Origin of the sequence: Myxococcus sp. AS-1-15 (assembly GCF_020037055.1) — a bacterium.
GTDB lineage: Bacteria > Myxococcota > Myxococcia > Myxococcales > Myxococcaceae > Myxococcus > Myxococcus fulvus.
The window spans coordinates 849,815-873,599 of the sequence record NZ_JAIQDF010000002.1 but is presented as its reverse complement, the minus strand read 5'-3'; the positions used below and the strand labels follow the sequence as shown (position 1 = coordinate 873,599).

22 protein-coding genes are annotated in these 23,785 nt (G+C 70.1%); 12 read left to right on the top strand and 10 right to left on the bottom strand.

The features are described 5' to 3' along the window. Positions 1-23 precede the first annotated feature (23 nt). Positions 24-380, top strand: coding sequence for a PilZ domain-containing protein (locus K8625_RS09360; RefSeq protein WP_223745912.1), 357 nt, complete (start codon positions 24-26; stop codon positions 378-380). A 10-nt stretch (positions 381-390) separates the two neighbouring features. On the opposite strand, the gene K8625_RS44410 is transcribed toward K8625_RS09360, so the two are convergent. The 3 genes from K8625_RS44410 to K8625_RS09345 all read right to left on the bottom strand — a co-directional run bounded on the left by K8625_RS44410 (position 391) and on the right by K8625_RS09345 (position 3,631). Continuing rightward, positions 391-1,050, bottom strand: coding sequence for a TetR/AcrR family transcriptional regulator (locus K8625_RS44410; protein ID WP_223782469.1), 660 nt, complete (start codon positions 1,048-1,050; stop codon positions 391-393). Continuing rightward, positions 1,047-2,159, bottom strand: a complete 1,113-nt coding sequence (locus K8625_RS09350; protein WP_223745910.1) for a saccharopine dehydrogenase — start codon at positions 2,157-2,159, stop codon at positions 1,047-1,049. The genes K8625_RS44410 and K8625_RS09350 overlap by 4 nt, the downstream gene beginning before the upstream one ends. A gap of 281 nt (positions 2,160-2,440) precedes the next feature. Then, on the bottom strand, positions 2,441-3,631 hold the full coding sequence (locus tag K8625_RS09345) for a GTP-binding protein (RefSeq protein WP_223782468.1): 1,191 nt from the start codon (positions 3,629-3,631) through the stop codon (positions 2,441-2,443). A gap of 387 nt (positions 3,632-4,018) precedes the next feature. Between K8625_RS09345 and K8625_RS09340 the strand changes: the two genes are divergently transcribed. The 6 genes from K8625_RS09340 (at position 4,019) to K8625_RS09315 (ending at position 9,672) form a co-directional block, all read left to right on the top strand. Next, positions 4,019-4,855, top strand: coding sequence for an urease accessory protein UreD (locus tag K8625_RS09340; protein ID WP_324289123.1), 837 nt, complete (start codon positions 4,019-4,021; stop codon positions 4,853-4,855). Between the two features lie 84 nt (positions 4,856-4,939). Then, entirely contained in the window at positions 4,940-5,710 is a 771-nt protein-coding gene (ureA, locus tag K8625_RS09335; RefSeq protein WP_223745908.1) for an urease subunit gamma, read from the top strand. Then, positions 5,707-7,422: an urease subunit alpha gene (gene ureC / locus K8625_RS09330; RefSeq protein ID WP_223782467.1), complete on the top strand. Its 1,716-nt coding sequence runs from the start codon at positions 5,707-5,709 to the stop codon at positions 7,420-7,422. The genes ureA and ureC overlap by 4 nt, the downstream gene beginning before the upstream one ends. A gap of 20 nt (positions 7,423-7,442) precedes the next feature. Continuing rightward, positions 7,443-8,105, top strand: coding sequence for an urease accessory protein UreF (locus tag K8625_RS09325; RefSeq protein ID WP_223782466.1), 663 nt, complete (start codon positions 7,443-7,445; stop codon positions 8,103-8,105). Between the two features lie 12 nt (positions 8,106-8,117). Further along, positions 8,118-8,852 (top strand): urease accessory protein UreG, encoded by a 735-nt coding sequence (gene ureG / locus K8625_RS09320; protein ID WP_223745905.1) that lies wholly within the window; start codon positions 8,118-8,120, stop codon positions 8,850-8,852. A gap of 28 nt (positions 8,853-8,880) precedes the next feature. Then, the gene (locus K8625_RS09315; protein ID WP_223782465.1) at positions 8,881-9,672 is read left to right on the top strand and encodes a ceramidase; all 792 of its coding nucleotides are present in this window, start codon (positions 8,881-8,883) and stop codon (positions 9,670-9,672) included. A 4-nt stretch (positions 9,673-9,676) separates the two neighbouring features. Here the strand turns inward: K8625_RS09315 and K8625_RS09310 are convergent, their stop codons facing one another. After that, positions 9,677-10,753, bottom strand: coding sequence for a leucine-rich repeat domain-containing protein (locus K8625_RS09310; RefSeq protein ID WP_223782464.1), 1,077 nt, complete (start codon positions 10,751-10,753; stop codon positions 9,677-9,679). Between the two features lie 219 nt (positions 10,754-10,972). Between K8625_RS09310 and K8625_RS09305 the strand changes: the two genes are divergently transcribed. The 3 genes from K8625_RS09305 (at position 10,973) to K8625_RS09295 (ending at position 15,752) form a co-directional block, all read left to right on the top strand. Further along, positions 10,973-11,476: a hypothetical protein gene (locus K8625_RS09305; RefSeq protein ID WP_223782463.1), complete on the top strand. Its 504-nt coding sequence runs from the start codon at positions 10,973-10,975 to the stop codon at positions 11,474-11,476. A 152-nt stretch (positions 11,477-11,628) separates the two neighbouring features. Beyond that, complete coding sequence (locus K8625_RS09300; RefSeq protein ID WP_223782462.1) at positions 11,629-13,788, top strand: kelch repeat-containing protein; 2,160 nt, start codon at positions 11,629-11,631, stop codon at positions 13,786-13,788. Between the two features lie 218 nt (positions 13,789-14,006). Beyond that, complete coding sequence (locus tag K8625_RS09295) at positions 14,007-15,752, top strand: hypothetical protein (protein ID WP_223782461.1); 1,746 nt, start codon at positions 14,007-14,009, stop codon at positions 15,750-15,752. On the opposite strand, the gene K8625_RS09290 is transcribed toward K8625_RS09295, so the two are convergent. From K8625_RS09290 to K8625_RS09265, 6 genes are all read right to left on the bottom strand, one after another. After that, positions 15,681-16,523 (bottom strand): glycosyltransferase family 2 protein, encoded by an 843-nt coding sequence (locus K8625_RS09290; RefSeq protein WP_223782460.1) that lies wholly within the window; start codon positions 16,521-16,523, stop codon positions 15,681-15,683. The genes K8625_RS09295 and K8625_RS09290 overlap by 72 nt on opposite strands. 69 nt (positions 16,524-16,592) lie before the next feature. Then, positions 16,593-17,342 (bottom strand): NTP transferase domain-containing protein, encoded by a 750-nt coding sequence (locus K8625_RS09285; RefSeq protein ID WP_223745898.1) that lies wholly within the window; start codon positions 17,340-17,342, stop codon positions 16,593-16,595. 25 nt (positions 17,343-17,367) lie between these two features. After that, positions 17,368-19,518, bottom strand: coding sequence for a lysylphosphatidylglycerol synthase transmembrane domain-containing protein (locus tag K8625_RS09280; protein WP_223745897.1), 2,151 nt, complete (start codon positions 19,516-19,518; stop codon positions 17,368-17,370). Then, positions 19,515-20,060, bottom strand: a complete 546-nt coding sequence (locus tag K8625_RS09275; RefSeq protein WP_223745896.1) for an HAD family phosphatase — start codon at positions 20,058-20,060, stop codon at positions 19,515-19,517. The genes K8625_RS09280 and K8625_RS09275 overlap by 4 nt, the downstream gene beginning before the upstream one ends. A 236-nt stretch (positions 20,061-20,296) precedes the next feature. Beyond that, positions 20,297-20,716 carry a type II secretion system protein GspG gene (locus K8625_RS09270; protein WP_223782459.1) on the bottom strand — a complete coding sequence of 140 codons (420 nt, stop codon included), beginning with the start codon at positions 20,714-20,716 and terminating at the stop codon, positions 20,297-20,299. A 242-nt stretch (positions 20,717-20,958) separates the two neighbouring features. Beyond that, the gene (locus tag K8625_RS09265) at positions 20,959-21,459 is read right to left on the bottom strand and encodes a nuclear transport factor 2 family protein (RefSeq protein WP_223782458.1); all 501 of its coding nucleotides are present in this window, start codon (positions 21,457-21,459) and stop codon (positions 20,959-20,961) included. Positions 21,460-21,556: 97 nt separating this feature from the next. Here K8625_RS09265 and K8625_RS09260 point away from each other — a divergent pair, with 97 nt between their 5' ends. Next, entirely contained in the window at positions 21,557-22,336 is a 780-nt protein-coding gene (locus K8625_RS09260) for an alpha/beta fold hydrolase (protein ID WP_223745893.1), read from the top strand. Between the two features lie 105 nt (positions 22,337-22,441). Beyond that, positions 22,442-23,776, top strand: coding sequence for an AHH domain-containing protein (locus tag K8625_RS09255; RefSeq protein ID WP_223782457.1), 1,335 nt, complete (start codon positions 22,442-22,444; stop codon positions 23,774-23,776). Positions 23,777-23,785: the final 9 nt, after the last annotated feature.

Below are 23,785 nucleotides of genomic sequence, written 5' to 3'. Positions count from 1 at the left end.
TCCTGACGGGGGGAGCGCCGATGATGAACCCAGCAAGTCAGAAGAGCAGCCTGGCGGATGACCGCCGTTCGTTCCCTCGCCTCCAGGCGCCGCTCTATGCGCGCCCGGCGCGACTGAAGTTCGGGGACAAGCAGCGGGTGCTGGATGCGAGCCTCGGCGGCGTGCGCATCTACTCCGACGACGCGTACACCGAGGGCAGCAACCTGGAGGTGGACCTGTTCCTGGGGGACGGCACGACGCTGGAGTGTCGCGCGCGCGTCGCGTGGCTGCGCAAGCTGCCCAAGGACGCGGCGGCCGTCTACGAGGTGGGGCTCGCGTTCATGGACGTCCCCCCGGAGGCGCTCGAGCGCCTCAAGTCGGTGCTCGTCGCCGAGGACTGAAGGCGCGCCGTCATTCGGGCGGGGTCGTCCAGTCGGCCCAGAGGGCGCGCAGCTCCTGCTCCAGTCCCGGCACCGCCACGGAGCGCAGGCTGCCGCCGCCGCGGAAGAGGGACAGGCCCTCGAAGAAGGCCATCAACAGGGCGGCTCGCCGCTCACGGCGCGCGGGCGTGAGCCCGGGGGTCAGCGGCGTGAGCAGCTCGACGAGCCCCTCGCGATAGCCCGCGTAGAAGACCCCGAGCGCCTCGGCCACCATGGTGTCCCTCGCGGCCAGGGCCCACAGCTCGGCGAAGAGCTGGAAGTGCCGGGGGGACTCCTGGTCCTCCAGGATGGCGTCCAGCGCGTGTCGCAGCCGCTGGTCGGGGTGCGTGCCCGCGCCGTCCATGCGCTCGCGGACGTGGCGGATGGCGGCCTCCAGGTAGCGCGACAGGAGCGCGCGCACCACGTCCTGCCTGGTGGGGAAGTAGTACTGGAGGTTGCCCAGGCTCAGCCCCGCGCGCTGGGCCACGCCGCGCAGGGCGAGGCCCGCGGAGCCCTCCTCCACGAGGACGTCCATGGCCGCGTCGAGGATGCGCTCCACGCGCTCGTGGCCCTTCGCGTGGACGGCGGTGCCCGCGCGGGGCCTCGCGGAGGGGAGCGTGCCGGGCGGCTTGCTCGCGCGGCGGGGGCTCACGCGGCCACCATCGACGGGACGGGGGCGGCGCCGACGAGCGACTCGTCGAGGCGCACCTGGACGCCGCACGCGCGCAGCGCCGCGAGGGCGTGCTCGGCGCGGGGCTCGTGCTCGGGGAACCACACGCCGGGGGCGTGCGGCGGCGCGCCGTCGACGCCGAGCAGCCGCTCCACGCCGAGCAGCGCGCCCACGGCCGTCAGGTGGGCCTGGCCCTTGGGGTCGACCACCTCGACCCGGACGCGGCCGCGTTCGCCCACCACGTCCGCGACCCAGGCCGCGTCACCGCCCTTGTTGCTGGTGGCGAGCAGCGCGCGGCGCAGGCGCGTCAGGCGGGGATGCTGAAGCAGCTTGAGCACGCCGAGCCGCTGGAGGACCACCAGGGCCCAGGTGGCGGAGTCCGCGTCGAAGCCCATCCGCGTCGCCACGCCGCGCGCGCCCAGCACCGCGGGCAGCGTGGCCTGCTCGGGCGTGTCCAGGCGGAACACCCGCGTGCTCTTCCCGTCGGAGAAGGTCACCTTCCGTCCATCCGTCAGCGGCAGCACGTGGCGCTCCTGGCCGTCCTCCTTCACCTCGAAGGACAGGGCCAGCCGGTCCATGTACTCGAGGGAGTCCGGTCCCGCCACGTCGGCGAGCGCGAAGCGGATGCCCACGTCCACCTGGGCCAGCGCCCCCACGCGCGCGGCGGCCACGGCGACCAGGCGAGGCACCAGCCCCGCCATCCACGAGGAGCCCAGCAGCACGGGCGCGCGAGGGGGCGTGCCCGACAGGCGCAACATCGCGGAGCGCATGCGCGAGGTCCATCGGGTGATGTCCAACAGCGGCACCCCGGCGCGCGCGGCCCAGACGAGGAGGTGGTCCTCGGGGTCGTTCACCAGGGTGACGACGGCGGCGGGCCTGCCCTTCAGCACGGCCAGCGGGTCCCTGGCGCGGATGTCCATCGCCACGCCCTGGGCCAGCCCGAGCTGGGAGGCGAGCGCGGCGGCCTGCTCCTGCCGGCGTCCGGCGATGACCAGCGGCAGCTTCGGGTGCCGCTCCCTCAAGAGCCGGGCGAGCCGGACTCCCACCACGCCATAGCCACCCACCAGGACGACGCTTCCCTCGGACTCCATGAAGACTCCCGTGCACGGACACGGACCGTCCGTGCCTCACGGGAGGACAATATAGGTCGTTCGACCTAATTTTCACGACAATCGCCCGGGAGCCGGAGGCGGACGGGGCGAAGGTGTTCCGGACAGGGGGATGGCCCATCGCCATCATCGTCTCGGAGGAGAGCAAAGCAGCCTTGGAGCGCATCGGGGCGACCGGAACGAAGGACACGACGCACCTCTCCCCCCGGCCTCGACAAGGAAGCCAGCAACCCGGTACCTGGAGATGACCGCGAGGGGGCGGCTCAGCAGACCTTCGTCACGATGCCGACGCCCACGGTGCGGCCGCCGTCGCGCACCTCGAAGCGCAGCGTCTCCTCCAGCGCGACGGGGTCGGTGAGCTCCACCAGCAGCAGGAGGCTGTCGCCCGGCTTCCCCAACCGCTCCCCCTCCAAGAGCTTCACCGCCCCCATCATGTCCGTCCCATGGAGGCAGAACCGCAGGCGGTCATCGTCGAGCAGCACGCCGTGTCGCCCCCCATCGGCCCGGGGCAGCAGGTAGACCCGCGCGATGAACCGGTGGTGCGCGCGGATGCTGCCGGGCCTGGCCAGCACCTGCCCACGCTTCAGGCTCCAGCTCTCCAGGCCGCGGACCCGCACGTCGACCTTGTCGCCCACCCGGCCTTCACGCAGTGGCTCGTGGAACCGCCCGATGCTCGTCACCACCGTCTTCAGCGTCGGCCCCAGGCCCACCACCTCCACCTCTTCGTGGAGATGGAGCGTGCCGCGCTCCACCCGCCCTCCCACCACCGCGCCGCGACCGATGATGAAGCGCACCCCCTGCACCGGCATCAGGAACGGCTCGCGCGTCGCGCACCTGGGCGGGGTGATGGAGCGGTCCACCACCTCCAGCAGTCGCTGGATGGCCGGCTCCCCCCACGCCCCCGTGTCGCCCGCCAGCGCCCTCTGCGCCGAGCCGATGACGATGGGCGTCTCATCGCCCGGGAAGTCATACGACTTCAGCAGCGTCCGGACATCCTGCTCCACCAGCTCGCGGATCTCCGGGTCGTCCATCAGGCGCCACTTGTTCAGGAAGACCACGATGGACTTGATGCCGGCCTCGCGCGCCAGGCGGATGTACTCGCGCGTCTGGGGCATGGGGCCCTCGTCCGCCGACACGACCAGGATGGCCCCATCCATCGGCGTCGCCCCCGTCAGCAGCCCCTTCACGCAGTCCACATGCGACGGAGGGTCCACGTGCGAGTAGCGCCGATTCGACGTCTGACATTCCATGTGCATCATCGAGAGGGAGATTCCCCGGGCCCGCGTCTGTCTGGCCGTGCCCCACCCCGTCGGCGACCAGACCGGGGCATCACCCGACTTCGCCAGCAGCTTCGTGATGGCCGCCGTCAGGGTCGTCTTGCCGTGGCCCTGGTGGCCCAGCACGCCGATGTTCACTCGGGGCTTGAGAGATTCGAGCTCCGCCTGCACACGCATGACATTCCTCACCGTGACCGGTCCGCCGATGCGCCGGCCCGCGATAAATCCCAGGAAAATCACTGGGAGACACAGGTTGTCTGTCAATTCAGGAGAACTGCATCAACCGGAACGAACGAGGCGTCCGCCATCCCGCAGACTGGACCGACCCTGGGCTTCCCTGCCTGCCGTTTCGCTGCAACACCAGACATCGTGTCTGGGTATCACCCGCATGAGCTCCCCGAGCCCCGGCCCCCGTGTCGCCACGGGAGCCCCGCAGAGAGGTGATGCGGCGGGGGGCTCGGGAGAATGCCTGTCCAAGGGGAGCAACGTCGCGCGACGCCCCTGGAGGTCTGACGCGAGGTGGCCCCTTTCCCTCCGGCGCCAACTGGTCCAGGCTCCAGCCACGTGAGCCAGGTCCCCTCCTCCGAGACACCCCGACGCGCGGGCTTCGCCCGGCTCGCCTTCGAGCGCGCGGGGGGGCGCACCGTGGTGAGCACCGCGCTGGCGCACAGCCCGCTGCGACTGCTCACCCCGCGCAACCACGGCCACGCCGCGTGGGCGTACACCAGCTCGTTCGGCGGCGGGCTGGTGGACGGAGACTCGCTCCGCCTCGACCTCGACGTGGCCCCCGGCGCCACCGCGTGGCTGTCCTCCCAGGGCGCCAACCGCGTCTACCGCTCCCCCTCCGGCTGCACGAGCGACGTGTCCGCCCGCGTGGGCGACGACGCCCTGCTCGCGTGGGTGCCGGACCCCACCGCGTGCTTCTCCGGCGCGCGCTACGCCCAGACACTCGCCTTCCGGCTCGCGCCCACCGCGTCGCTCGTCCTCGCCGACATCGTCACCTCCGGCCGCAGCGCCAGCGGCGAGCGCTGGGCCTTCTCCCACTACGCCTCCACCCTGCGCGTCCACGTGGGCGAGCGCGCCCTCGTCGACGAGCGCTGGCTCTTGGACCCCACCCACGGCCCCCTGCGCGAGCGGCTCGGCCGCTTCGAGGCCATGGCCTCCCTCCTCCTCGTCGGCCCCGCCCTGGCCACCGCCCGCGAGGCCCTGCTCGCCCGCGTCACCGCGCTGCCCGTCACCCCACGCGCCGACCTCGTCCCCTCCGCCAGCCCCCTGGGCCCCCACGGCCTGCTCCTGCGCGCCGCCGCCGTCTCCGTCGAGTCCCTGGTGCGCACCACCCACGACTGGCTGTCCTTCCTCCCCGCCCTCCTCGGGGACGACCCCTGGGCCCGCCGCGTGTGAGCCCCCTCCTGGCGGCGCACCCCGGCCCTGCACTAGTGTTGACGCATCAAGTCATGGCGCCGTCGAACCCCGGGAGTCGCGCGCGTGCACCTGTCCCCTCGAGACGTCGACAAGCTGTTGCTGCATCAGGCGGGCTTCCTGGCCCAGAAGCGGCTCGCCCGAGGCGTCCGGCTGAGCTACCCGGAGGCCGTCGCGCTCATCGCCACGCAGTTGCTGGAGTTCATCCGTGACGGCAGGAGCGTGGCGGAGCTGATGGACCTGGGGCGCAAGCTGCTGGGGCGCGCGCAGGTGATGCGGGGGGTGCCGGAGATGCTCGCGGAGGTGCAGGTGGAGGGCACCTTCCCGGACGGCTCCAAGCTGGTGACGGTGCACCACCCCATCGTCGCCGAGCACGGCGACCTGGAGCTCGCGCTGTACGGCAGCTTCCTGCCGGTGCCCCCACGGGAGCGCTTCACGGCCTCCACCGCGGCGGACGACGGCATCCCCGGCGAGGTGCGCGTGCTGCCCGGCGAGGTGGAGCTCAACGCGGGCCGCGACAGCGTCTTTCTCCGCGTCACGCACCGGGGAGACCGCCCCATCCAGGTGGGCAGCCACTACCCCTTCTTCGAGACGAACCGCGCGCTCGTGTTCGACCGGGAGAAGGCCTACGGCCACCGCCTGGACATCCCCGCGGGGACGGCGGTGCGGTTCGAGCCGGGGGAGACGAAGACGGTGAGCCTGGTCGCCATCGCGGGCGAGCAGGTGGTGCGGGGCGGCAACGCGCTGGGCAGCGGCAAGGTGTCCGCCGAGAACCGTGAGCGCGCGATGGCGCAGGTCCGCGAGCAGGGCTTCGGCCACGAGGAGGAGCGCGAATGAGCCGGAAGATGGACCGTCGCCACTACGCGGACATGTTCGGCCCCACCACCGGGGACAAGGTGCGGCTGGGCGACACGGGCCTGTGGGCCCAGGTGGAGCGCGACGCCACCGTCTACGGGGACGAGTGCAAGTTCGGCGGCGGCAAGGTGCTGCGCGAGGGCATGGGCCAGCGCGCGGGCGTGGGCGACGCGGACGCGCTGGACCTGGTCATCACCAACGCGCTCATCCTCGACTGGACGGGCATCTACAAGGCGGACATCGGCGTCAAGGCGGGCCGCATCGTCGGCATCGGCAAGGCGGGCAACCCGGACATCATGGCCGGCGTGACGCCCGGCATGGTGGTGGGCGTGACGACGGAGGCCCTCTCCGCGGAGGGACACGTCGTCACCGCGGGCGGCCTGGACACGCACATCCACTTCATCTGCCCGCAGCAGGCGGACGAGGCGCTCGCCAGCGGCATCACCACCTGGGTGGGCGGCGGCACCGGCCCCGCCACCGGCACCAAGGCCACCACGTGCACGCCGGGCGCGTGGAACCTGCAGCGGATGCTCCAGGCCACCGACACGCTGCCGCTCAACATCGGCCTGACCGGCAAGGGCAACACGTCCCTGCCCCACGGCCTGGTGGACCAGATTCGCGCGGGCGCCATCGGCCTGAAGCTGCACGAGGACTGGGGCACCACGCCCGCCGCCATCGACACCTGCCTCGCCGTGGCCGAGGACGAGGACGTGCAGGTCACCATCCACACCGACACGCTCAACGAGTCGGGCTACGTGGATGACTCGCTCGCGGCCATCAAGGGCCGCACCATCCACACGTACCACTCGGAGGGCGCGGGCGGCGGCCACGCGCCGGACATCATCCGCGTGTGCGGCGTGGACCACGTGCTGCCCTCGTCCACCAACCCCACGCGCCCGTACACGGTGAACACGCTGGACGAGCACCTGGACATGCTCATGGTCTGCCACCACCTGGACCCGGGCATCCCCGAGGACGTCGCCTTCGCGGAGAGCCGCATCCGGGGCGAGACCATCGCCGCGGAGGACATCCTCCACGACCTGGGCGCCATCAGCATCATGTCCTCGGACAGCCAGGCCATGGGGAGGGTGGGCGAGGTCATCTGTCGCACGTGGCAGACGGCGCACAAGATGCGCGAGCAGCGCGGGCGGCTGTCCGGCGAGCAGGGTGACAACGACAACCTGCGCATCCGCCGCTACGTGGCCAAGTACACCATCAACCCGGCCATCGCCCACGGGCTGTCGCACGAGGTGGGCTCGGTGGAGGTGGGGAAGCTGGCGGACCTGGTGCTGTGGCGCCCGGCCTTCTTCGGCATCCGCCCGGAGCTGGTGCTCAAGGGCGGCTTCATCGCCTGGGGACAGATGGGGGACGCCAACGCGTCCATCCCCACGCCGCAGCCGTTCATGATGCGGCCCATGTTCGGCGCCAGGGGCCGGGCGCTCGGGGCCACCAGCCTCGTGTTCGTCTCACCGCGCGCGCTGGCCGAGGGCACCACGCGCGAGCTGGGCCTGGGCAAGCGCGCCGTCGCGGTGAAGCGGTGCCGGGGACTGGGCAAGCGCGACATGCGGCTCAACGACGCCCTGCCTGTCATCACCGTGGACCCGGAGACCTACGAGGTGCGCGCGGACGGGGAGCTGCTCCGCTGCGAGGCCGCCGTCCGACTGCCGCTGGCGCAGCGCTACTCGCTGTTCTGAAAGGACGGGGACTTCCGCGCATGGGCTCGTCCTGGAAGGTGCTCCAGCTGGCGGACTCGGGCTTTCCCACGGGGGGCTTCGCCCACTCGGGAGGCCTGGAGGCGGCGGTGCAGGCCGGCGAGGTGCGCGGCGCGCCGGAGCTTCGCCGCTTCACGCGGGAGCTGTTGTGGCAGGCGGGGCATGGCGCCCTGCCGCTGTTGAGCGCGGCGCACCGCGAGCCCTCGCGGCTGCCGGAGCTGGACGCGCGGGCGGACGCGTTCCTCACCAGCCATGTCGCGCACCGGGCCAGCCGCACGCAGGGCCGGGCCTTCCTGGACACGTGCGCGCGCATCTTCCCCGGGCCGGTGGGGCCGCTGCGCGAGTCGGCGAGGGCCGCGGGGATTGGCTTCCACCACGCGCCGGTGTTCGGGGCGGTGGTCCGCGCGCTGGAGGTGGAGCTGTCGGAGGCGCAGCGGCTGCACCTGTCGCTCACGCTGCGCGGCGCGCTGTCGGCGGCGGTGCGACTGGGCATCGTCGGCACGCACGAGTCGCACCAGCTCCAGCACCAGGCGACGCCGCTGTTGGACGCGGTGCTGGAGCGCTGCGCGGGGCTGGGGTTGGAGGCGCTCGCGCAGCCCTCGCCATTGTTGGACTTGTTGGGTTCCACGCACGACCGCCTCTATTCGAGGCTCTTCCTGTCCTGAGGTGAAGCGCACATGCACGACGACCACAGGGGCCACGGCCACGACGATGAGCACGACCACACGCATGAGGAGTGGGAGCATCCGGGCCACTTCCACGAGCGCGAGGAGCCGAAGCGGCGTGATTACCAGGCGCGCGCCTTCACCATCGGCATCGGCGGGCCGGTGGGCAGCGGGAAGACGGCGCTGGTGCTGGCGCTGTGCCGCGCGCTGCGTGAGCGCCACCGGCTGGGCGTGGTGACCAACGACATCTTCACCCAGGAGGACGCGGAGTTCCTGGTGCGAAACCACGCGCTCTCACCCGAGCGCATCAAGGCGGTGGAGACGGGAGGCTGCCCGCACGCGGCCATCCGCGAGGACATCAGCCACAACCTGCTGGCGCTCGAGCAGCTCATGGAGGAGCTGACGCCGGAGCTGCTCATCGTGGAGAGCGGCGGCGACAACCTGGCGGCGCAGTACAGCCGGGAGCTGGCGGACTACACCGTGTACGTCATCGACGTGGCGGGCGGGGACAAGGTGCCGCGAAAGGGAGGCCCGGGCATCACCCAGTCCGACTTGCTCATCATCAACAAGACGGACCTGGCGCCCCACGTGGGCGCGGACCTGGGCGTCATGGAGCGCGACGCGAAGAAGATGCGCGGCGACGGCCCCTTCGTCTTCACCCAGGTCACCCAGGGCGTGGGCCTGGACGTCGTCGTCGAGCACCTGCTCACCGCGTGGAAGCAGCGCACCGGGGCCCGGACGGGCTGAGGCCGCGAGGTGCTACGCTCCGCTCCACATGTCCGCGATTCCCACGGGCTACTGGGGCCCGAGCACCTCGACCGTGGATTGGTGCGAGACGAACTACCAGCACTTCTTCCACATCGGCGAGCTGTTCAACTCGGCCTCCAGCCTGGTGCTGGTCCTCGTCGGCGTGCTGGGCGTCGTGCTCCACTGGCGCGTGCTGGAGCGACGGTTCCTGCTCGCCTTCGGGCTGCTCGCGCTGGTGGGCGTGGGCAGCACCGCGTTCCACACCACGCTGCGCCGCGAGCACCAGATGCTGGACGAGCTGCCCATGCTCTATCTGGCCATCGTCATCGTCTACATCCTGCTCGAGGACCGCCCACAGCAGCGCTTCGGGCGCTGGTTCCCGTGGCTGTTGTTCTGTCACGCAGTGTTGGTGACGTACCTGACGGCCTTCACGCGCGGCGCGCTCCAGTTCTTCCTCTTCCAGGTGAGCTTCGCGTCGCTGGAGTTCTTCGCGCTCGGCCGCACCTACGTCCTCCAGCGGCGCAGCCCGGATGCGAGCACGAAGCGGCTGTTCCAGCTCGGCATCGCGTCCTATGCGCTCGCCATCGTGCTGTGGGTCAGCGACATCCAGTTCTGCCCCACGCTCAACGAGACGCTCCCCGCGCACGGCATCCCCAACCCCCAGTTCCATGCGTGGTGGCACGTGCTGGTGGCCTTCGGGTTCAACGCGCTCCTCCTGGTCATCGCGAAGGAGCGACTGCGGACGCTGGGGAAGGACTCACATCTCGGCAGGCTGCTGGGCGTGGTCCCGCGCGTGAAACTGACGCCGCCCGGAACGTGAGGCGTCAGCTCAGGCCCAGCTTGCACTCGGGGAGCGCGAGCCGGAGCCGCTCGAGCTCCTGGGGCGGCAGCGTCGTCGAGTAGAGGTCCAGCGTCCTGAGCCACGGCATCCGGAAGAGGACCGGCGGCACCGTCGTCAGGGGCGTGGACTGGAGGTCGAGGAAGGTCAGGCGACGCAGCCGCTCCAGCGAGTCGGGCAAGGTCGTCACGCCGGTCTGCCGCAGGTTGAGCGACTCGAGTGACTCGAGGTTCCCCAGCTCCGGCGGCAGCTGCGCCAACGCGGGGTTGAAGGACAGGTCCAGCTTCTTGAGCTTCGTGAGTCGCCCCAGCTCCGGTGGGACCTGCTGGATGCCCGTGGTGCGCACCCAGAGGGACTCCAGCTCGGTGAACTCGCCGATGACCGGCGGCAGCTCCCCCAGCTTGCGGCCGTTGAACAGCAGCTCCTTGGAGTCGCGCGGGAACCTGTCGAACAGGACGAAGGCGCCCTTGGCCTTGGACGCGGCCGCCCTCGGGAGGGAGGCCTGCGCGAGGTCCGGCGGCTCCTGGGAGGTGGCGCCCTCCTCCGCGCCCTGGAGTGACTCGGCCATCGAGCCCAGCTCCTCCGCGAGCCAGGCGGAGAACGGCCCCAGTTCGTCCACGGGGAGGCTCTCCTCCACGCTCCAGACGACCAGCCCGTCGCCCTGGGTGCCCTGGCCGAAGGCGAAGCCGTTGACGTCCTCCAGGTCGCGAGCGGCGAACATCACGAACGCGTACGTGTGCGTCCCCGCTTCGCGCTCGGCGCGGACTTCGCTCCAGTTCCGGTCGGGGACACCGGTCTGCTGGGACAGGCTCACCCGCCAGCGCGGCGGGAGAAAGCCCAGCGTGGACTCGGAGGTCGACAGCCACCGATAGCCGAGCGCCTCGATGAACTCGACGTACTCGGCGGGCAGCAGCGACGCGATGTCGGGCACGGCCGAGAACGGCACGACGCGCGGCTCCAGGTCCTCCGCGTAGCGCCCCACGGCGCCCCTCCCCAGCACCTGGGTGGCCTGCTTCTCCACCTTCTTCCACTGCGTCGTCGGCGACACGGACTTCTTCGGCATGTCCTGTTCCCTACCCGCATCCGAATCCGTGGGGGAAGCGCGAATTCATCCCGGAGCCCGGCGCGTGACGCCGGCGCGCCCGACCTCCCTGTATTCCAGGCCAGTCCACGCCTCCTCGAAAACATCTGCTCCCACTTCAATCCCACCTCGTTTGCCGCGCCAACGGCAACCATGTTAGGAATTGAGCCCATCCCCGCAATGGCATTCCAGGAGGTTCTCGTGACCCGGAACGTGAAGCGATTGCTGGCTTTCGCCCTGCCGCTGTCCCTTGCCCCGACCAGCGGCCTCGCCGAGCCATCCTGGACAGAGACCTTCGTGCTGCCTGCGCGCCCCTCGACTCCGGGTGCCATGCCCCTGCTGTGCATGGCGTGGCAGGAGTACTACGTCCTGAACCTCACCGGCGTCACGGTCTCGTCATCCGGGACCCTGACCCCTCCCTTCCCGAACTTCGTCGCCGCCGGCGGTTTCGCTTCGGCGGGAGTGTTCACCAACCTTCCGGGAACCCACCAGTACCTCTTCACGACCAACCCCTCGGATCCGTTGGGCGCCGCGAAGACGTGCATCTGGCAATTCTCTGTCACCCGCGACAGCAACGGAGTCTTTTCCGGCGTCATCAACCAGGCCTCCGCCGGCAATCAGGGGGTCCTCTGCACCATCGACCCGACGCAATCCTATTTCGACCCCTCCACCTGCCGGAGCCAGGTCGTCACCTACATCCAATGAGCTGCAACTCCTGACACACCACGCTCAAAACTTTCCTTCGAGCGCCGAGGTAGCGACCGACCCGGTCAGGGTCCGTTTGAACTGACTGGGATAAGGGTCCAGGATTCGCCGCGCCCGAGCGGAGAGCGATTCCCGCGCCGTCGGGCGCTCCCATGAAACGAATTGCGCTCCTTCCTGCCCTGCTCACGCTCATTGCCTGCGCGGCTTGTGGTCCCGCGACCGTGGAGTCACCCCCTCCCGCCACGGACTCTCAGACCGCGGCCCTCGCGACGCCACAATGGCTCCCGACCACCTCGGCGCTGTATGCGCGGGGCAACGCCACCGCCACGCGGCTGGCTACCGGGCAGGTGCTCGTCGTCGGAGGCAGCATCTCCGGCGCCGTGACGACCACCGCGGAGCTGTACAACCCGGCCAACGCCTCGTGGACGTCCACGGGCTCGATGACGGGCGCTCGCAGCGAGCACACCGCCACCCTGCTGGACAACGGCCGCGTGCTGGTGGCGAACGGCTACGGCGGCGGGGGCGCGGGCGTCGTGCTCAACACCGCGGAGATCTACTGGCCGACGACGGGGACCTGGACCGCCGCGGCCGCTTCTCCCTCGACTCGCACGGTGGGGCAGGCCGCGAAGCTCACCACGGGCAAGGTGCTCATCACCGGCGGCTACTCGGGCGCCATCGGCATCCTCTCCAGCGCGGACCTCTATGACCCGTTCACCAACAGCTGGACGGCCACGAGCATGAACGGAGGTCGCTACCGGCACACGCTGACCGCGCTGCCCGGCGGCAAGGCGCTCGTCGCGGGTGGCAGCAGCCGGCTGAGCACGCTGGGCACCGCGGAGCTGTTCGACTCCGCGACGAACAGCTTCACCCATGCCGCCCCGATGAGCCGGGCGCGCCACAGCCACACCGCTACGATGCTGCCCTCCGGCAAGGTGCTCATCGCCGGTGGCAGCGGCACCAACACGGCGGAGCTGTACGACCCGGCCACCAACACCTGGACGCCCACCGGCTCCATGTCCCGCGCCCGCTCCAGCCACCACGCCGCGCTGCTGCCGTCCGGCAAGGTGCTCGTCTTCGACAGCAGCGGCACCAGCGAGCTGTACAACCCCGCCACGGGCACCTGGAGCACCACCGCGCCCCTGCTCTCCAGCCGCACCGGCGGCGTGTCCGCGCTGCTGCGCTCCGGGCAGGTGCTGCTCTCCAGCGGCGCCATCGGCGCCACGCCCACGGCGTCCTCGGAGCTGTATGAGCCAGGACAGCAGTCGTGGAGCGCCACCGGCTCGCTGTGGGTGGGACGCTGCCAGCACACCGCCACGGAGCTGCCCTCGGGGGCGGTGCTCGTGGCGGGCGGCTCGAGCTCCGGCACCCCGCTCGCGAGCGTGGAGTCGTATGACCCGGCCACCAGGACCTGGACGTCGCTGGGCTCGATGACGCAGGCGCGCAGCGGACACGTGGCCGTGCGGCTGCCGTGGGGACAGGTGCTGGTCATCGGCGGCAATGCGTCCACCACGCAGACCACGACGGAGCTGTATGACCCGGACACCCACACGTGGACGGCGCGTGGCAGCCTGAACAACGCGCGCGAGGGCTTCACCGCGACGGTGCTGCCCACCGGGAAGGTGGTCGTGGCCGGTGGACGAATCAACACCATCAACTACCTGACCAGCGCGGAGGTCTACGACCCGGCCACGGGCACCTGGTCGGTCACGGGCAGCCTCAACTTCGGCCGCGCGGACCACAGCGCCGTGCTGCTCCCGGATGGCAAGGTGATGGCGGCGAGCGGCACGTACTTCGCCAACTCCATGACGACGCAGACGCCGACGGTGGAGCTCTATGACCCGACCACGGGGGCGTGGACGTACACCACCAACATCGCCTGGGCCGGGAGGAGCGACTTCACGCTGGACGTGCTGGGCTCCGGGCTGGCGCTCGCCGCGGGCGGACGCACGGGCAACTCGCTCAACTTCGGCGCGTTCTCCGTGAAGGTGGCGGATGTGTACTCGCACACCACGGGCACGTGGACTCCGGTGGGGAGCCTCGCCACCACGCGCCACGAGCACTCGAGCGCCCTGCTCGCGTCGGGCGCGCTCATGGCGGCGGGAGGCCTGTCGCGCGTGGGGGGCGGACAGCCCGTCACCACCACGCTGGCCAGCGCGGAGCTGTTCGACCCGGCGACGAACACCTGGAAGGAGACGGCGGGCATGCGCGTCGCCCGCGCGGGCTTCACGCTGACGCCGCTCTACACCCAGGAGGTGCTCGCGGTGGGCTGCGGGCCCGCCGGTGAGCCCTCGGCGGAGCTGTACACGCCGTAGCGGCGTGTCACGGGGCGACGGCTCTCCTGGCCCGTCGCCCCACGCCATGGCTTCGCGAGGGTGACGATGAGCCCGTCCCCACCGATGACCCGCGTGGGGCGTGCCCGGATTCGTCGGGTGCTTTCGCGGTGAACAGCACTCGACAGGAAAGGTGAAACTGGGGATACGTTGCGCTCCCTCGAATCGAGCGGCACGGATTGCCGTTGAGGTGAAACGCGATGCAGGTGCGCAGCGGGTTGGGGGGCAAGGCACGCTCCTGGGTGGGCCGATACCGGGTGGAGCTGGGGCTCGCCGCCCTGGCGTTGCTCGTCGGCGCGGTCGTCTTCGGCCTGATGCGGTCGACCTGGCCCACGCCGCTCCCTGCCCGTCCGGAGCGGCGGGTCCTCCAGACGAGCGACACGCTGCTCTCGCTCGTCAGCGCCCTCTGCACCTTCTTCCTCGCCTGGTGCTTCACCCGAGGCGCCGGGCGCGTGGACCCCGTGTCGGTGCGCCACCGCTGGCGCTCCTTCCTCGGCCTGTGGGCCCTGTTCGCCGCGGTCTTCCTGCTCTGGTGGGCAGGCGAGTGGCCGGGCCACTACTACAGCGACGCGCTCCAATCGCTGTCTGTCTCCAGCCAGTATCAGGTGGAACCCTGGCTCAGCACCTTCTGGGGCATCTGGGCCCACGGCATCCACCGCGCCACCGGCCAGTTCTCCAGCCTCTCGCTCTTCAATCTCTTTCTCTTCAGCGCGCTGCTCGCGGACTTCTTCTCCCTGCTGCTCAGCCAGGGCCTGTCACGCCGTGTGGGGGGACTCTTCGTCGCGCTGGTCGTGACGTCCATCCCCCTGGGCCTGCTGGCCATCTACCTCTCGCACGACATCATCAATGGCCTGCTGCGCCTGTCCATCGCGCTCATCCTGATGCGCGCCATGGTACGCCGCGCGCTCACCAGCGCCTCCGGCCTCACGCCCGTGACGCTCCCCGCGCTGGTGCTGCTGACGGCCACCGCCACCCTTCTGCGCGGCGACAGCATGGCGCTGGTGCTCTACGTGCCCGCCGTCCTCGTCGCCTCGCGGCAGGTCCGCGTGGGAGTGGCCGTGGCCCTGCTCGTCGGCACGCTGGGCCTCATGCAGGTGTTCCGCCGCGCCGTCGAGCCGCGCATCGCGCCCCCCTCCCCCGAGCGCGGCAACCGCTACGCCTTGTCGCTCATCCTCAACCCGCTGGGCTACCTGGTCACCAACAGGTACTACTCGCCCGACCCGGAGGGAGACCAGGCCGCGATGGACGCGGTGATTGCGTACTCCTGCCTGAGGGACCGCTACAAGGCGGAGGAGTCCCCCTGCTACTGGGACTCCCTGAACCCGCCCATCTCCGACGAGAAGATGGCGGAGCTCAAGAAGCGCTTCCTGCGCATGGTGCGCGACAACCCCGCGCTGATGCTGTCCAACCGCGTCTACACCTTCGCGGGCACGCTGGGCCTGAGCCCGAAGACGCCCCCGCCCTTCCTCTACATGCGGGAGAAGTGGAAGCCCGAGGACCAGTACCCGCCACACGGCGTGCGGCTGCTCGCCGAGCTGAACCTGGACCCGGCGCGGGCGCCTCAATCGCTTGCACGCATCACCCACTGGCTGCGTGACGAGAGCTGGCCGGCTCGGGGCGGCAAGTCCCTGTTCTTCCCCTGGAATGGCGTGCCCGCGCTGCTGCTCGCCCTGTGGCTGGTGTCCCGCTGGCGCACCCTGCCCGCCTCCGCGGTGACGGCGGGCGCCGTCCTCGCGCCCGCCTGCCTGGTGTTCGTCGCCGGCCCCGCCAGCCACCCATCCTACGTCGCCGACCTGTGGATGTTCGGCCACCTCGCCGTGCCGCTGGCCTGGTTCGAGGCCCGAGTGCTGCGCGCCCGCGCCGCCCTGCCGCCGTCAGCGGGAGGGGAAGGCCGGGACGCGGGTGCGCTCGATGTTCCCCCCGCTCACCTGCGCCACAACGGTTGAGGTGTAGGGCCGACCCGGGCGGCTGCTCCAGTCCTTCGCCAGGAAGGCGCCCGGGGACTTCGCGTACTCCAGCGCGATGCGGCCCGTCTGCAACGACTGGCGCACCATGCGCACGTTGCTGACCTGGTCCTCCTCGCGCCAGCTCAGCGGGAAGAAGCCGAAGGACGAGCCCCGGTGGATGCCTGCGAGCAGCAGGTGGATGTTGAACGTGAGGTTGTCCGGGAAGCCCAGGTAGAAGCGCGGCTCCAGGTAGCGCGTCGAGTACAGATTCAGGCCCGAGCCCAGGTCATGGATGCGCCGCCGCGCCGACAGGGAGAACAACAGGTTGAAGACGTGGTTGCCCAGCGTCCGGAAGCGCGAGTAGCCCTGCAGGCGCGACTGGCTCATGAAGCGGCTGCCCAGCAGGGAGTCGCGCTCGCGGTACTCGTCCGCATCCAGGATGGGAATCAGGTCGTTGATGTCCGCCTGGTCATCGCCGTGCAGCACCACCACCCGGTCGAAGCCGTGCGCGAGCGCATACTCGAAGGCCACCTTGTGTGAGCCGCCGAGGTTGTAGTTGTCGTCGTTGACGAGCACCTTGCCCGGCAGGTGCTTCAGCTTCGCCAGGCCCTCGGCGGCGGCCTCCACGCCGTTGTCGCGGCTGCCGTTGTCCACCACGATGATTTCGGCGAAGCGGCGCTGCACGTCCTCCCCGAAGCGGCCGAGCACGCGCGGAATCTGCCGCTCGCAGTTGTACATGGGGATGAAGACGAGGATGCGTTCGGCGGCCACGAGAGGCTCCTTCGCGCGAGGCGCGCGGGTGCTGCGTCGCGGCTCCCCTACCGCGACGCCTCGCGCCATTCAAGGCACCGTGGGGCCCGAGGCCTCGTATTGGCGCAGCTCCTCCGGCGTGCCGAAGGAGGCGTAGCGCGCCGCCTTCGCCGCGCGAACCGTGCCGCCGGACTCCAGCAGGAGGTTGTAGAGCAGGGAGAGATAGTACTCGCGCATGCCCTCCGAAATCGGGCGGTCCATCAGGAGCCGACCCGCGGTGAGGAAGTGGCGCTCGGTGGCGAAGAAGTAGGCGCCCATGATGGCCGCGTCGGAGATGACCACCTTCTCCGCGGTGCGGACCACCCGCGCCCCCTCGCACTTCGCATAGCTGTAGCGCGGCAGCTGCGAGGGGAAGGTGAGCAACCCTCCGGCCAGGGTCGGGTCGTCGCTCGCGAGCGCCTCTCGCACCAGCTCGCGATACGCGGGGCTGTCGAACCACAAGTCGCAGTCCATCACGAGCAGGCCCCGCTCGCCCGTCATCCGCCCGGCGGCGGCGAGCGCCGTCTCCACCGCGCCCCGGGTCATCTCCTCCAGCATCACGACCTGGAGCCCGGGCACGGCCTGTCGCAGCCGAGTGGCCAACTGGAACTGCTCCTCGTGCGGGCGGCGCACCACGGCGGTGTGGACCACCTCCAGACCCCAGTCGGACACGCTGGAGAGGGCCTTGAGCACCATGGCCATGCCATCCACGGGGATGAGCGGCTTGGGGGTGGTGAAGCCCGCGTCGGTGAAGCGCGAGCCGAGGCCCGCCATGGGGAGCAGGATGTGGAGCGGACGCATGGGGAGAGCTTCCGGGGAGGCGCGCTCAAGCCGAGCGCTGGAGGGACGACGGCCCGGTGGACGTCACCGGCGCGTACTGGGCATTGAAGGCGTTGAACAGGCGCACGGCCGTGGCGAAGAAGGCCGGCAGGCTGTCCGGGTTGATGCGGGCCCGGTAGGTGAGCATGCGGCAGTAGTGCACCGCCTCGTGGAAGAGGATGGTGCGGCGCACCTCGGGGGGCAGCGTCGTCTCGAAGCGATGCTGGAGATGGGCATACAGCTCCGCGTAGCGGGAGGAGGTGGCCTCCTCGTACTCCACCACCGCGCCGATGACCCGCGCGCGCGACAGCTGGCAGAGGAACTCGTAGCCGGAGTGCAGGGACTGGCACAGCTTGCCCAGGTCCACCACGGGGTCGCTGATGGCGTTCTCGTTGTTCGGGTCCAACACGAGGAAGTCCGCGTCCTCGCGCCGGACGATGAGGTTGTCCACCGTCAGGTCGCCATGGATGGGGGTGTCGCGCATGCGCGACAGCTCCGCCAGCGCCTGGGGGTTGGCGCGCAGGCGCGCGAGCGCGGGGAGGATGTTCTCGTAGCGCTGACCATTGATGGTGAGCGTGTCGTGCACGAGCAGCTCCGCGAGCACGGGGCTGAGCGCGGCCGCGTCCCGAACCTTGTCCTCGACCTTCTCACGCAGGTAGCGCTCCAGCACCGCGGGCTCGTCGCGCGGCTCCACCGGGGCATAGATGTGGGTCCCCACGAAGTCGAGCACCTGGTCCAGCACCTGCTTGGAGCGCGCCACCTCCTCCGAGTGGATGAACTGGAAGAACGGGACGTACTGCTCGCGGTACTCCAAGTCGAAGGCGTAGGAGCGCTCGTCGCGCAGCTCGCGCAGGATGCGGGGCAGGTGCGGCAGGTGGCGACGCGACTGCAGCCAGTCGTGCTGCACCTTCAGCTTCTCCGCGTGCTGAGGCAGCGTCACCTTGCGCACGCTCAGGGCCTGCTCCACCCACACCAGCAGGGTGCTGGCGTTGGAGCCGCCCTTGAAGGTGCGCACCATGCGGAAGTCCCCGTGCAACTCGCCTGTGGACAGCACATGGCTGAGGGCCTGCCCGGAGAAGTACTCGTCCAGGAAGTGGCTGAACTCGCGGCTGATGTCGGAGTCACGGTGCAGCTTGTTCTTCAGCGGCTCCAGCGCGGGCTCGGCCGCGGTGGCCGAGCGTTCGCGGCGACGCTCCAGCAGGAAGTACAGGCCCACCAGGGAGAACGGTCCGATGAGCACTGCCCAGGATACCAGCGACAGTCCCAGCGGCACGCCGGTGAGGCCGAGCAACCCTCGCGCGATGGTCGAGTAGTAGTAGTGGAAAGTGCCCAGGAAGCCGGGGCCGGAGGGGACGCCCACCGAGAGATAGGCGGCGACGGAGGCGCCCAGCGTGCCCAGCAGGTCGCGGGTGGGGAGGTAGGCCCAGACCAGCACCGCCATGGAGGTCAGGTAGAGCAGCCACATGCTCATGGCGGTGAGCACGAAGCGGCCCAGCCGCGCGGAGCGGAAGATGACGTGCGTGCCATAGATGAGGGACCAGAGCACGAAGCGGCTGCGGTCCCTCAGCCTGTCGTTGAGCAGCGCGGTGAGGCGGCCCAGGGCACTCAGCATGCGCCGGTTCTGCGTGTAGAGCAGCCAGGTGAGCGCCGCGGCCGCCAGGCTCACCGCGCCCACGCCCACCGCGAGCCGGAGCATCAACGCCGCGGCGTCCGGGGCACGCGACCACGTGGCGAGCACCACGCCGAGCGCGCACAGGCCCAACAACAGGCCATCCACCGCGCGCTCGAAGAGGATGGTGAAGAGCACCACCGCGCGGCTGATGCGCATGCGCGTGCCGATGAGGTGCGCGCGCACCAGTTCGCCCAGACGGAACGGGAGCAGGGCGGTGAAGAGGTAGCCGACGGACAGGCCCGAGAAGAGGATGCGCCAGGTGGTGGGGCGCACCACGCGCAGCAGGCGCTGGGCGTTCTTGGTGCGCAGCGAGTGGGCGATTCCCTGACAGAGCACGGCGATGGGGACGGCCCAGAAGGGCACATGCCCGGAGGGCACCCACTGACCGGACTCGCGCGACTCCGTCAGGAAGCGCCCGAGGAAGGCGGCGCTGATGAGCAGCCCCACGGCCACCAGCGCCAGGGGCCACAGGCGCGAGCGCTTCACGTGGGCTCCTGGATGCGCACCACGCGGATGCCCGCGGCCTGGGCGGCGGCGATGCCGCTGGGGCTGTCTTCGAAGGCGAGACACTCGGAGGGGGGGATTTCCGCGAGCGTCGCCGCGCGCAGGTAGCCCTCCGGGTCGGGCTTGGGGCGCGCCACGTCCTCGCCGAAGACGGTGACGTCGAAGAGGGGGGCCAGGTCGAAGTGTCGAAGCAGGGCCCGTGCGTTGGCCGTGGCGGCCGTCGTCACCAGCCCCGTCTTGTGCTGGGCGCGCACCGAGCGCAGGAAGGTGATGAGGGGAACATTGGGGCGCACCTGGTCGAACGACTCGGGATAGTAGCGGGCCTTGGCCTCACGCACGCGCCGTGCGTCCTCCGGACTCAACTCCGCGCCGACCTCCTTCACCATGGCGTCGAAGCGGAGGCCGAAGGCGCGCTGGTAGGCAGCCTGCTCCAGGGTGAAGCCGACGTCGGCGAAGGCGCGGCGATATGAGATGAAGTTCGCCTCTTCCGTGAAGAGCAACGTCCCATCCATGTCGAACAACATGCAGCGGATCATCCGTCCCCCATGAGTGCCCGGATTCCGCAGCACACCAGGTTCGGGCCAGATACTTTGGCGTGTGCCTTGGATGCAAGGTGAGAGAAGGGCGCTGGAGGCGTCGCCTGCCTGGCCCCACATGCCAGGAGTGAAATCTCCAGCCATGACGCCCTGGCGGCCCGCGAGGGGCTCAGTTCGTCTTCAACCCCTTCCCAGGGGGAAACCCCTCCCTCTCCGTTCGCCCATCACCCCTGCGGAGCAAGCGTGGCATTGGACGAGATGTCCGCGGCCTCGTCCTCACCGCCCGCGGCGCCGTCCGCGCCGTAGGAGAGGACGACGGGGCGGCCGCCCTCGTTGAGGTACACGTAGTCGTTCTGCCACGGGTCCTTGGGGAGCTGCTCCAGGACCCGGCTCTCCACGAGTGCGCCGAGCCCCGCGCTCGTGTCCGGGAAGTGTCCTGTCTTCGTGTAGTGGAGCTTGAGGGCGGTCTCGATGTTCTTGATGTCCAACGAGGCCCTGTCTCCCTTCGCTTCTCCCAGCATGGGCATGACGGCGACGCCGACCGCCGCGGCGATGAGCCCGAGGATGGTGATGACCACCATGATTTCAATGAGCGTCATGCCGCGACGGTGACGGCGGTGCTGCCTGGACTTGTTCCGGTTCATGACTGTTCTTCACCTCATGTGACGTTCTGGCAGGGTCGCTTTCGTCGCGTGCGTCGCCATGTCGTTGCAGCGTCTGGCTTCACACGTGGCGCTGACCCGCGGCCCTTCCTCCGACCACCGGAGAGAAGCGCCACGAGGAGGCCAGTGCAGACCTCGTGCCGGCATGAGGTTCACCCTGTCCAGGTCCACTGTCGGCGATGGCCCCCAGGCCGAGATTTCCCACGCAGGGGCTCTGCGACAACTCAGTTCTTCGGCGCGGGCGCCGCCGCGGGCTTCGACGCCTCCGCGATGCGCTTCACCACGTCATCGACGATGTCGTTCGGGATGGGGATGGACAGGTTGTACTGGGCGATCTTCCAGGTGGAGCCGTCCTTCACCAGCACGCCGCTCCCACGGCTGGCCCCCAGGTTCGGCGTGTCGAGCACCTCGTCGAACCAGGCCACCTTGCCGTCCTTGGACACGGTGATGTGGCGCGAGGTGGCCTTGAAGGTCCACGCCTTGCCTTTCGAGAAGTAGGGCCTGGCCCACGCGCGGAACTCGTCGCGCGTCCAGCGCTCGGTGGCGTCGGTGCCCAGGTAGATGGCGTCGGGGGTGAAGTACTTGAAGTAGCGCGCCTCGTCCGCCTGGGCGGCGGCCAGGTGCCAGTCATCCAGCACCGTGGTGATGGCGGCCTTCGGGTCAGCGGCCTTGCCCGTCACGGGGGCGGCGGAGAGCACGAACAACAACAGGGAGACAGTGGACACGCGAAGCGACCTCGTCGATGAGAAGTTCGGGGTATGAAGCGGCACGGCCCACCCCCGGGTCAAGCGCACCCGGGCTGGCCAGAAAGGTGTGAGTCGCGTGGTCCTCGAGAGCTTCCAGGTCGGTGAGGGGGATGTGCCCACGGTGCTGCTGCACGGCTTCCTGGGCACGGGGCGCAACCTGCGCTCGCTGGCGACGGCGTGGAGCGCGGCGGACCCTCGGCGCCGTTTCCTCCTCCCGGACCTCACCGGCCATGGCGCCTCCCCTGTCCCGCCGCCCAGCTCGGACCTCTTCAGCGTGGCGCGCGACGTGGTGGACACCGCGCGGGCCCAGGGCTTCAGCGGCGCGCTCCATTGGGTGGGCCACTCGCTCGGAGGCCGCGTGTCGCTCGCCGCCAGCCTCCACGTCCCGGAGGCGGTCGCCCACGTCTCGCTGCTCGACATCGCGCCGGGCCCCGTGCCGTACGACTTGTCCGACAGCGGCATGGTGCTGGGCATCCTCCTCCAGGCGCCGCCGCGCGCGCCCAACCGCAAGGACATGCGCGCCGAGCTCACCTCGCGTGGGCTGTCCGACCACCTGGCCGACTGGCTCGTGATGAACCTGATGCCGGAGGGAGAAGGGGTGCGCTGGCGCTTCGACCGGCAGGCGCTCGCGGAGCTGCACTCGCGCGTCAACGGCACGGACCTGTGGGTCGCGGTGGAGCGTCCGGACCGTCCGCCCATGCGCGCTGTCCGAGGAGGCCGCTCGCGCTACGTCTCCGACGCCGAGGCCGCGCGCCTGGAGGCCGCTGGTTGCCCGGTGACGACGTTCCCCAACGCCGGCCACTTCGTCCACGTGGACTCGGCCAAGGAACTGCTGGAGTGGCTCCTGCGCGAGTGAGGCCCTGCTCGAAGCCAGGGCCTTGAGGAGGCGACATGTGGAGCACACACCCGGCACTCAACGATGATGCCCGCGCATTGCTGGCGACTCGCCGGGGGATTCTCCATGTGGCTCCGCAGAGCACTACCGCTGCTCGTGATTATGTGTATCCCTGGCTGTGCGACGAGCCGGGTCGTGCGGCTGGAGACGGAGCACGGCTCCGTGACGCTCACCCCGTACGAAGACGTCGGCGGAGAGGTCGAAGAGGCCAGAATCGACGACGCTGAGTTCGAGGAGTCACTGGCGGCGCTGGCCCGGGACGTTCCGCCCTTCCGCCATCCCATGAAGGAGGCACGGGAGCTCTTCGGCGTGCCCACACGCAGCGGTGTGTACCGGTACGAGCGCGGCCCATCACGGCTCATTCCCCAGTCCCAGGAGAATGGAGCGGGCCCCCACCTGCTCGAGTCCTATGCGGACGACGAGCTGACGCGCGCCTATGGCCAGTGGTGCGAACGACGTGACCAGCCTGGAGACTGCTTACGTCTGCTCGATGAAGGCCCTCTATTGGCCAGCGATGGCAAGTACACGCTGGCGCTGGCCATCGCCCTCGGCTCCGTATGGGAAGCGTCGCTGGAGGCCCTCGATGACATGACGGACCCGAGCGCGGTCATGGCCACCCTCACCTCCGCGGTGACCATGTACCTGCTGCTCTGGGCGCTCCCCGAGCCCGTGTCCAAGGGCGTCGCGGCCACGTTGACGGCCCTTGCCATCGCCTACCTCGGCGTGGACACGGTGTGGAGCCTGCTGGATGGATGGCTGACGCTGGTCCGCGCGGTCGACCAGGCCAGGACCTTCGAGCAACTCCACTCGGCCGGCGAGTCCTACGGCGAAGTCCTCGGGGAGAACTCAGCACGCGTCTTCTTGATGTTGGCCACGGCCGCCATCGGCAACACGGCCGGACTCGCGGCGAAGGCCCCTCGACTCCCAGGTTCGGCGCAGGCAGCCCTCGCCGTGGAGACCCAGGCCGGCTTCCAATATGCGGCGGTGGGAAGCGTCCGGTCCATCGCGCTCACTTCGGAGGGATTCACCGTCGCACTCGCGCCGAATGCGCTGGCCATGGCGAACCAGGGCATGGGCAAGCCCCAGAAGCATCACATCGCCACGAACAAGAACGATGTCTCCACGGCGCGAGGAGGACCTTGGACACCACGATTCCGAGAGCTCTTCACCCGCGCCGGGATGGAACTCAAGGACCCGGAGAACATCGTCAAGGTCGCAGGCCATAAAGGCCCCCATCCCATGCGTTATCACAAGCAGATCGACGAGCGACTGAGGCAGGCTTTGTCAGGATGTCGAACCGTGGTGGATTGTCGCAAGGCACTCACCAGCGAGCTGCGCAAACTCGCCCAGGAAGCACAGACGCCCGGGACACGACTCCATAAGCTTCTGACGCAGGGCTAGTGTGATAGC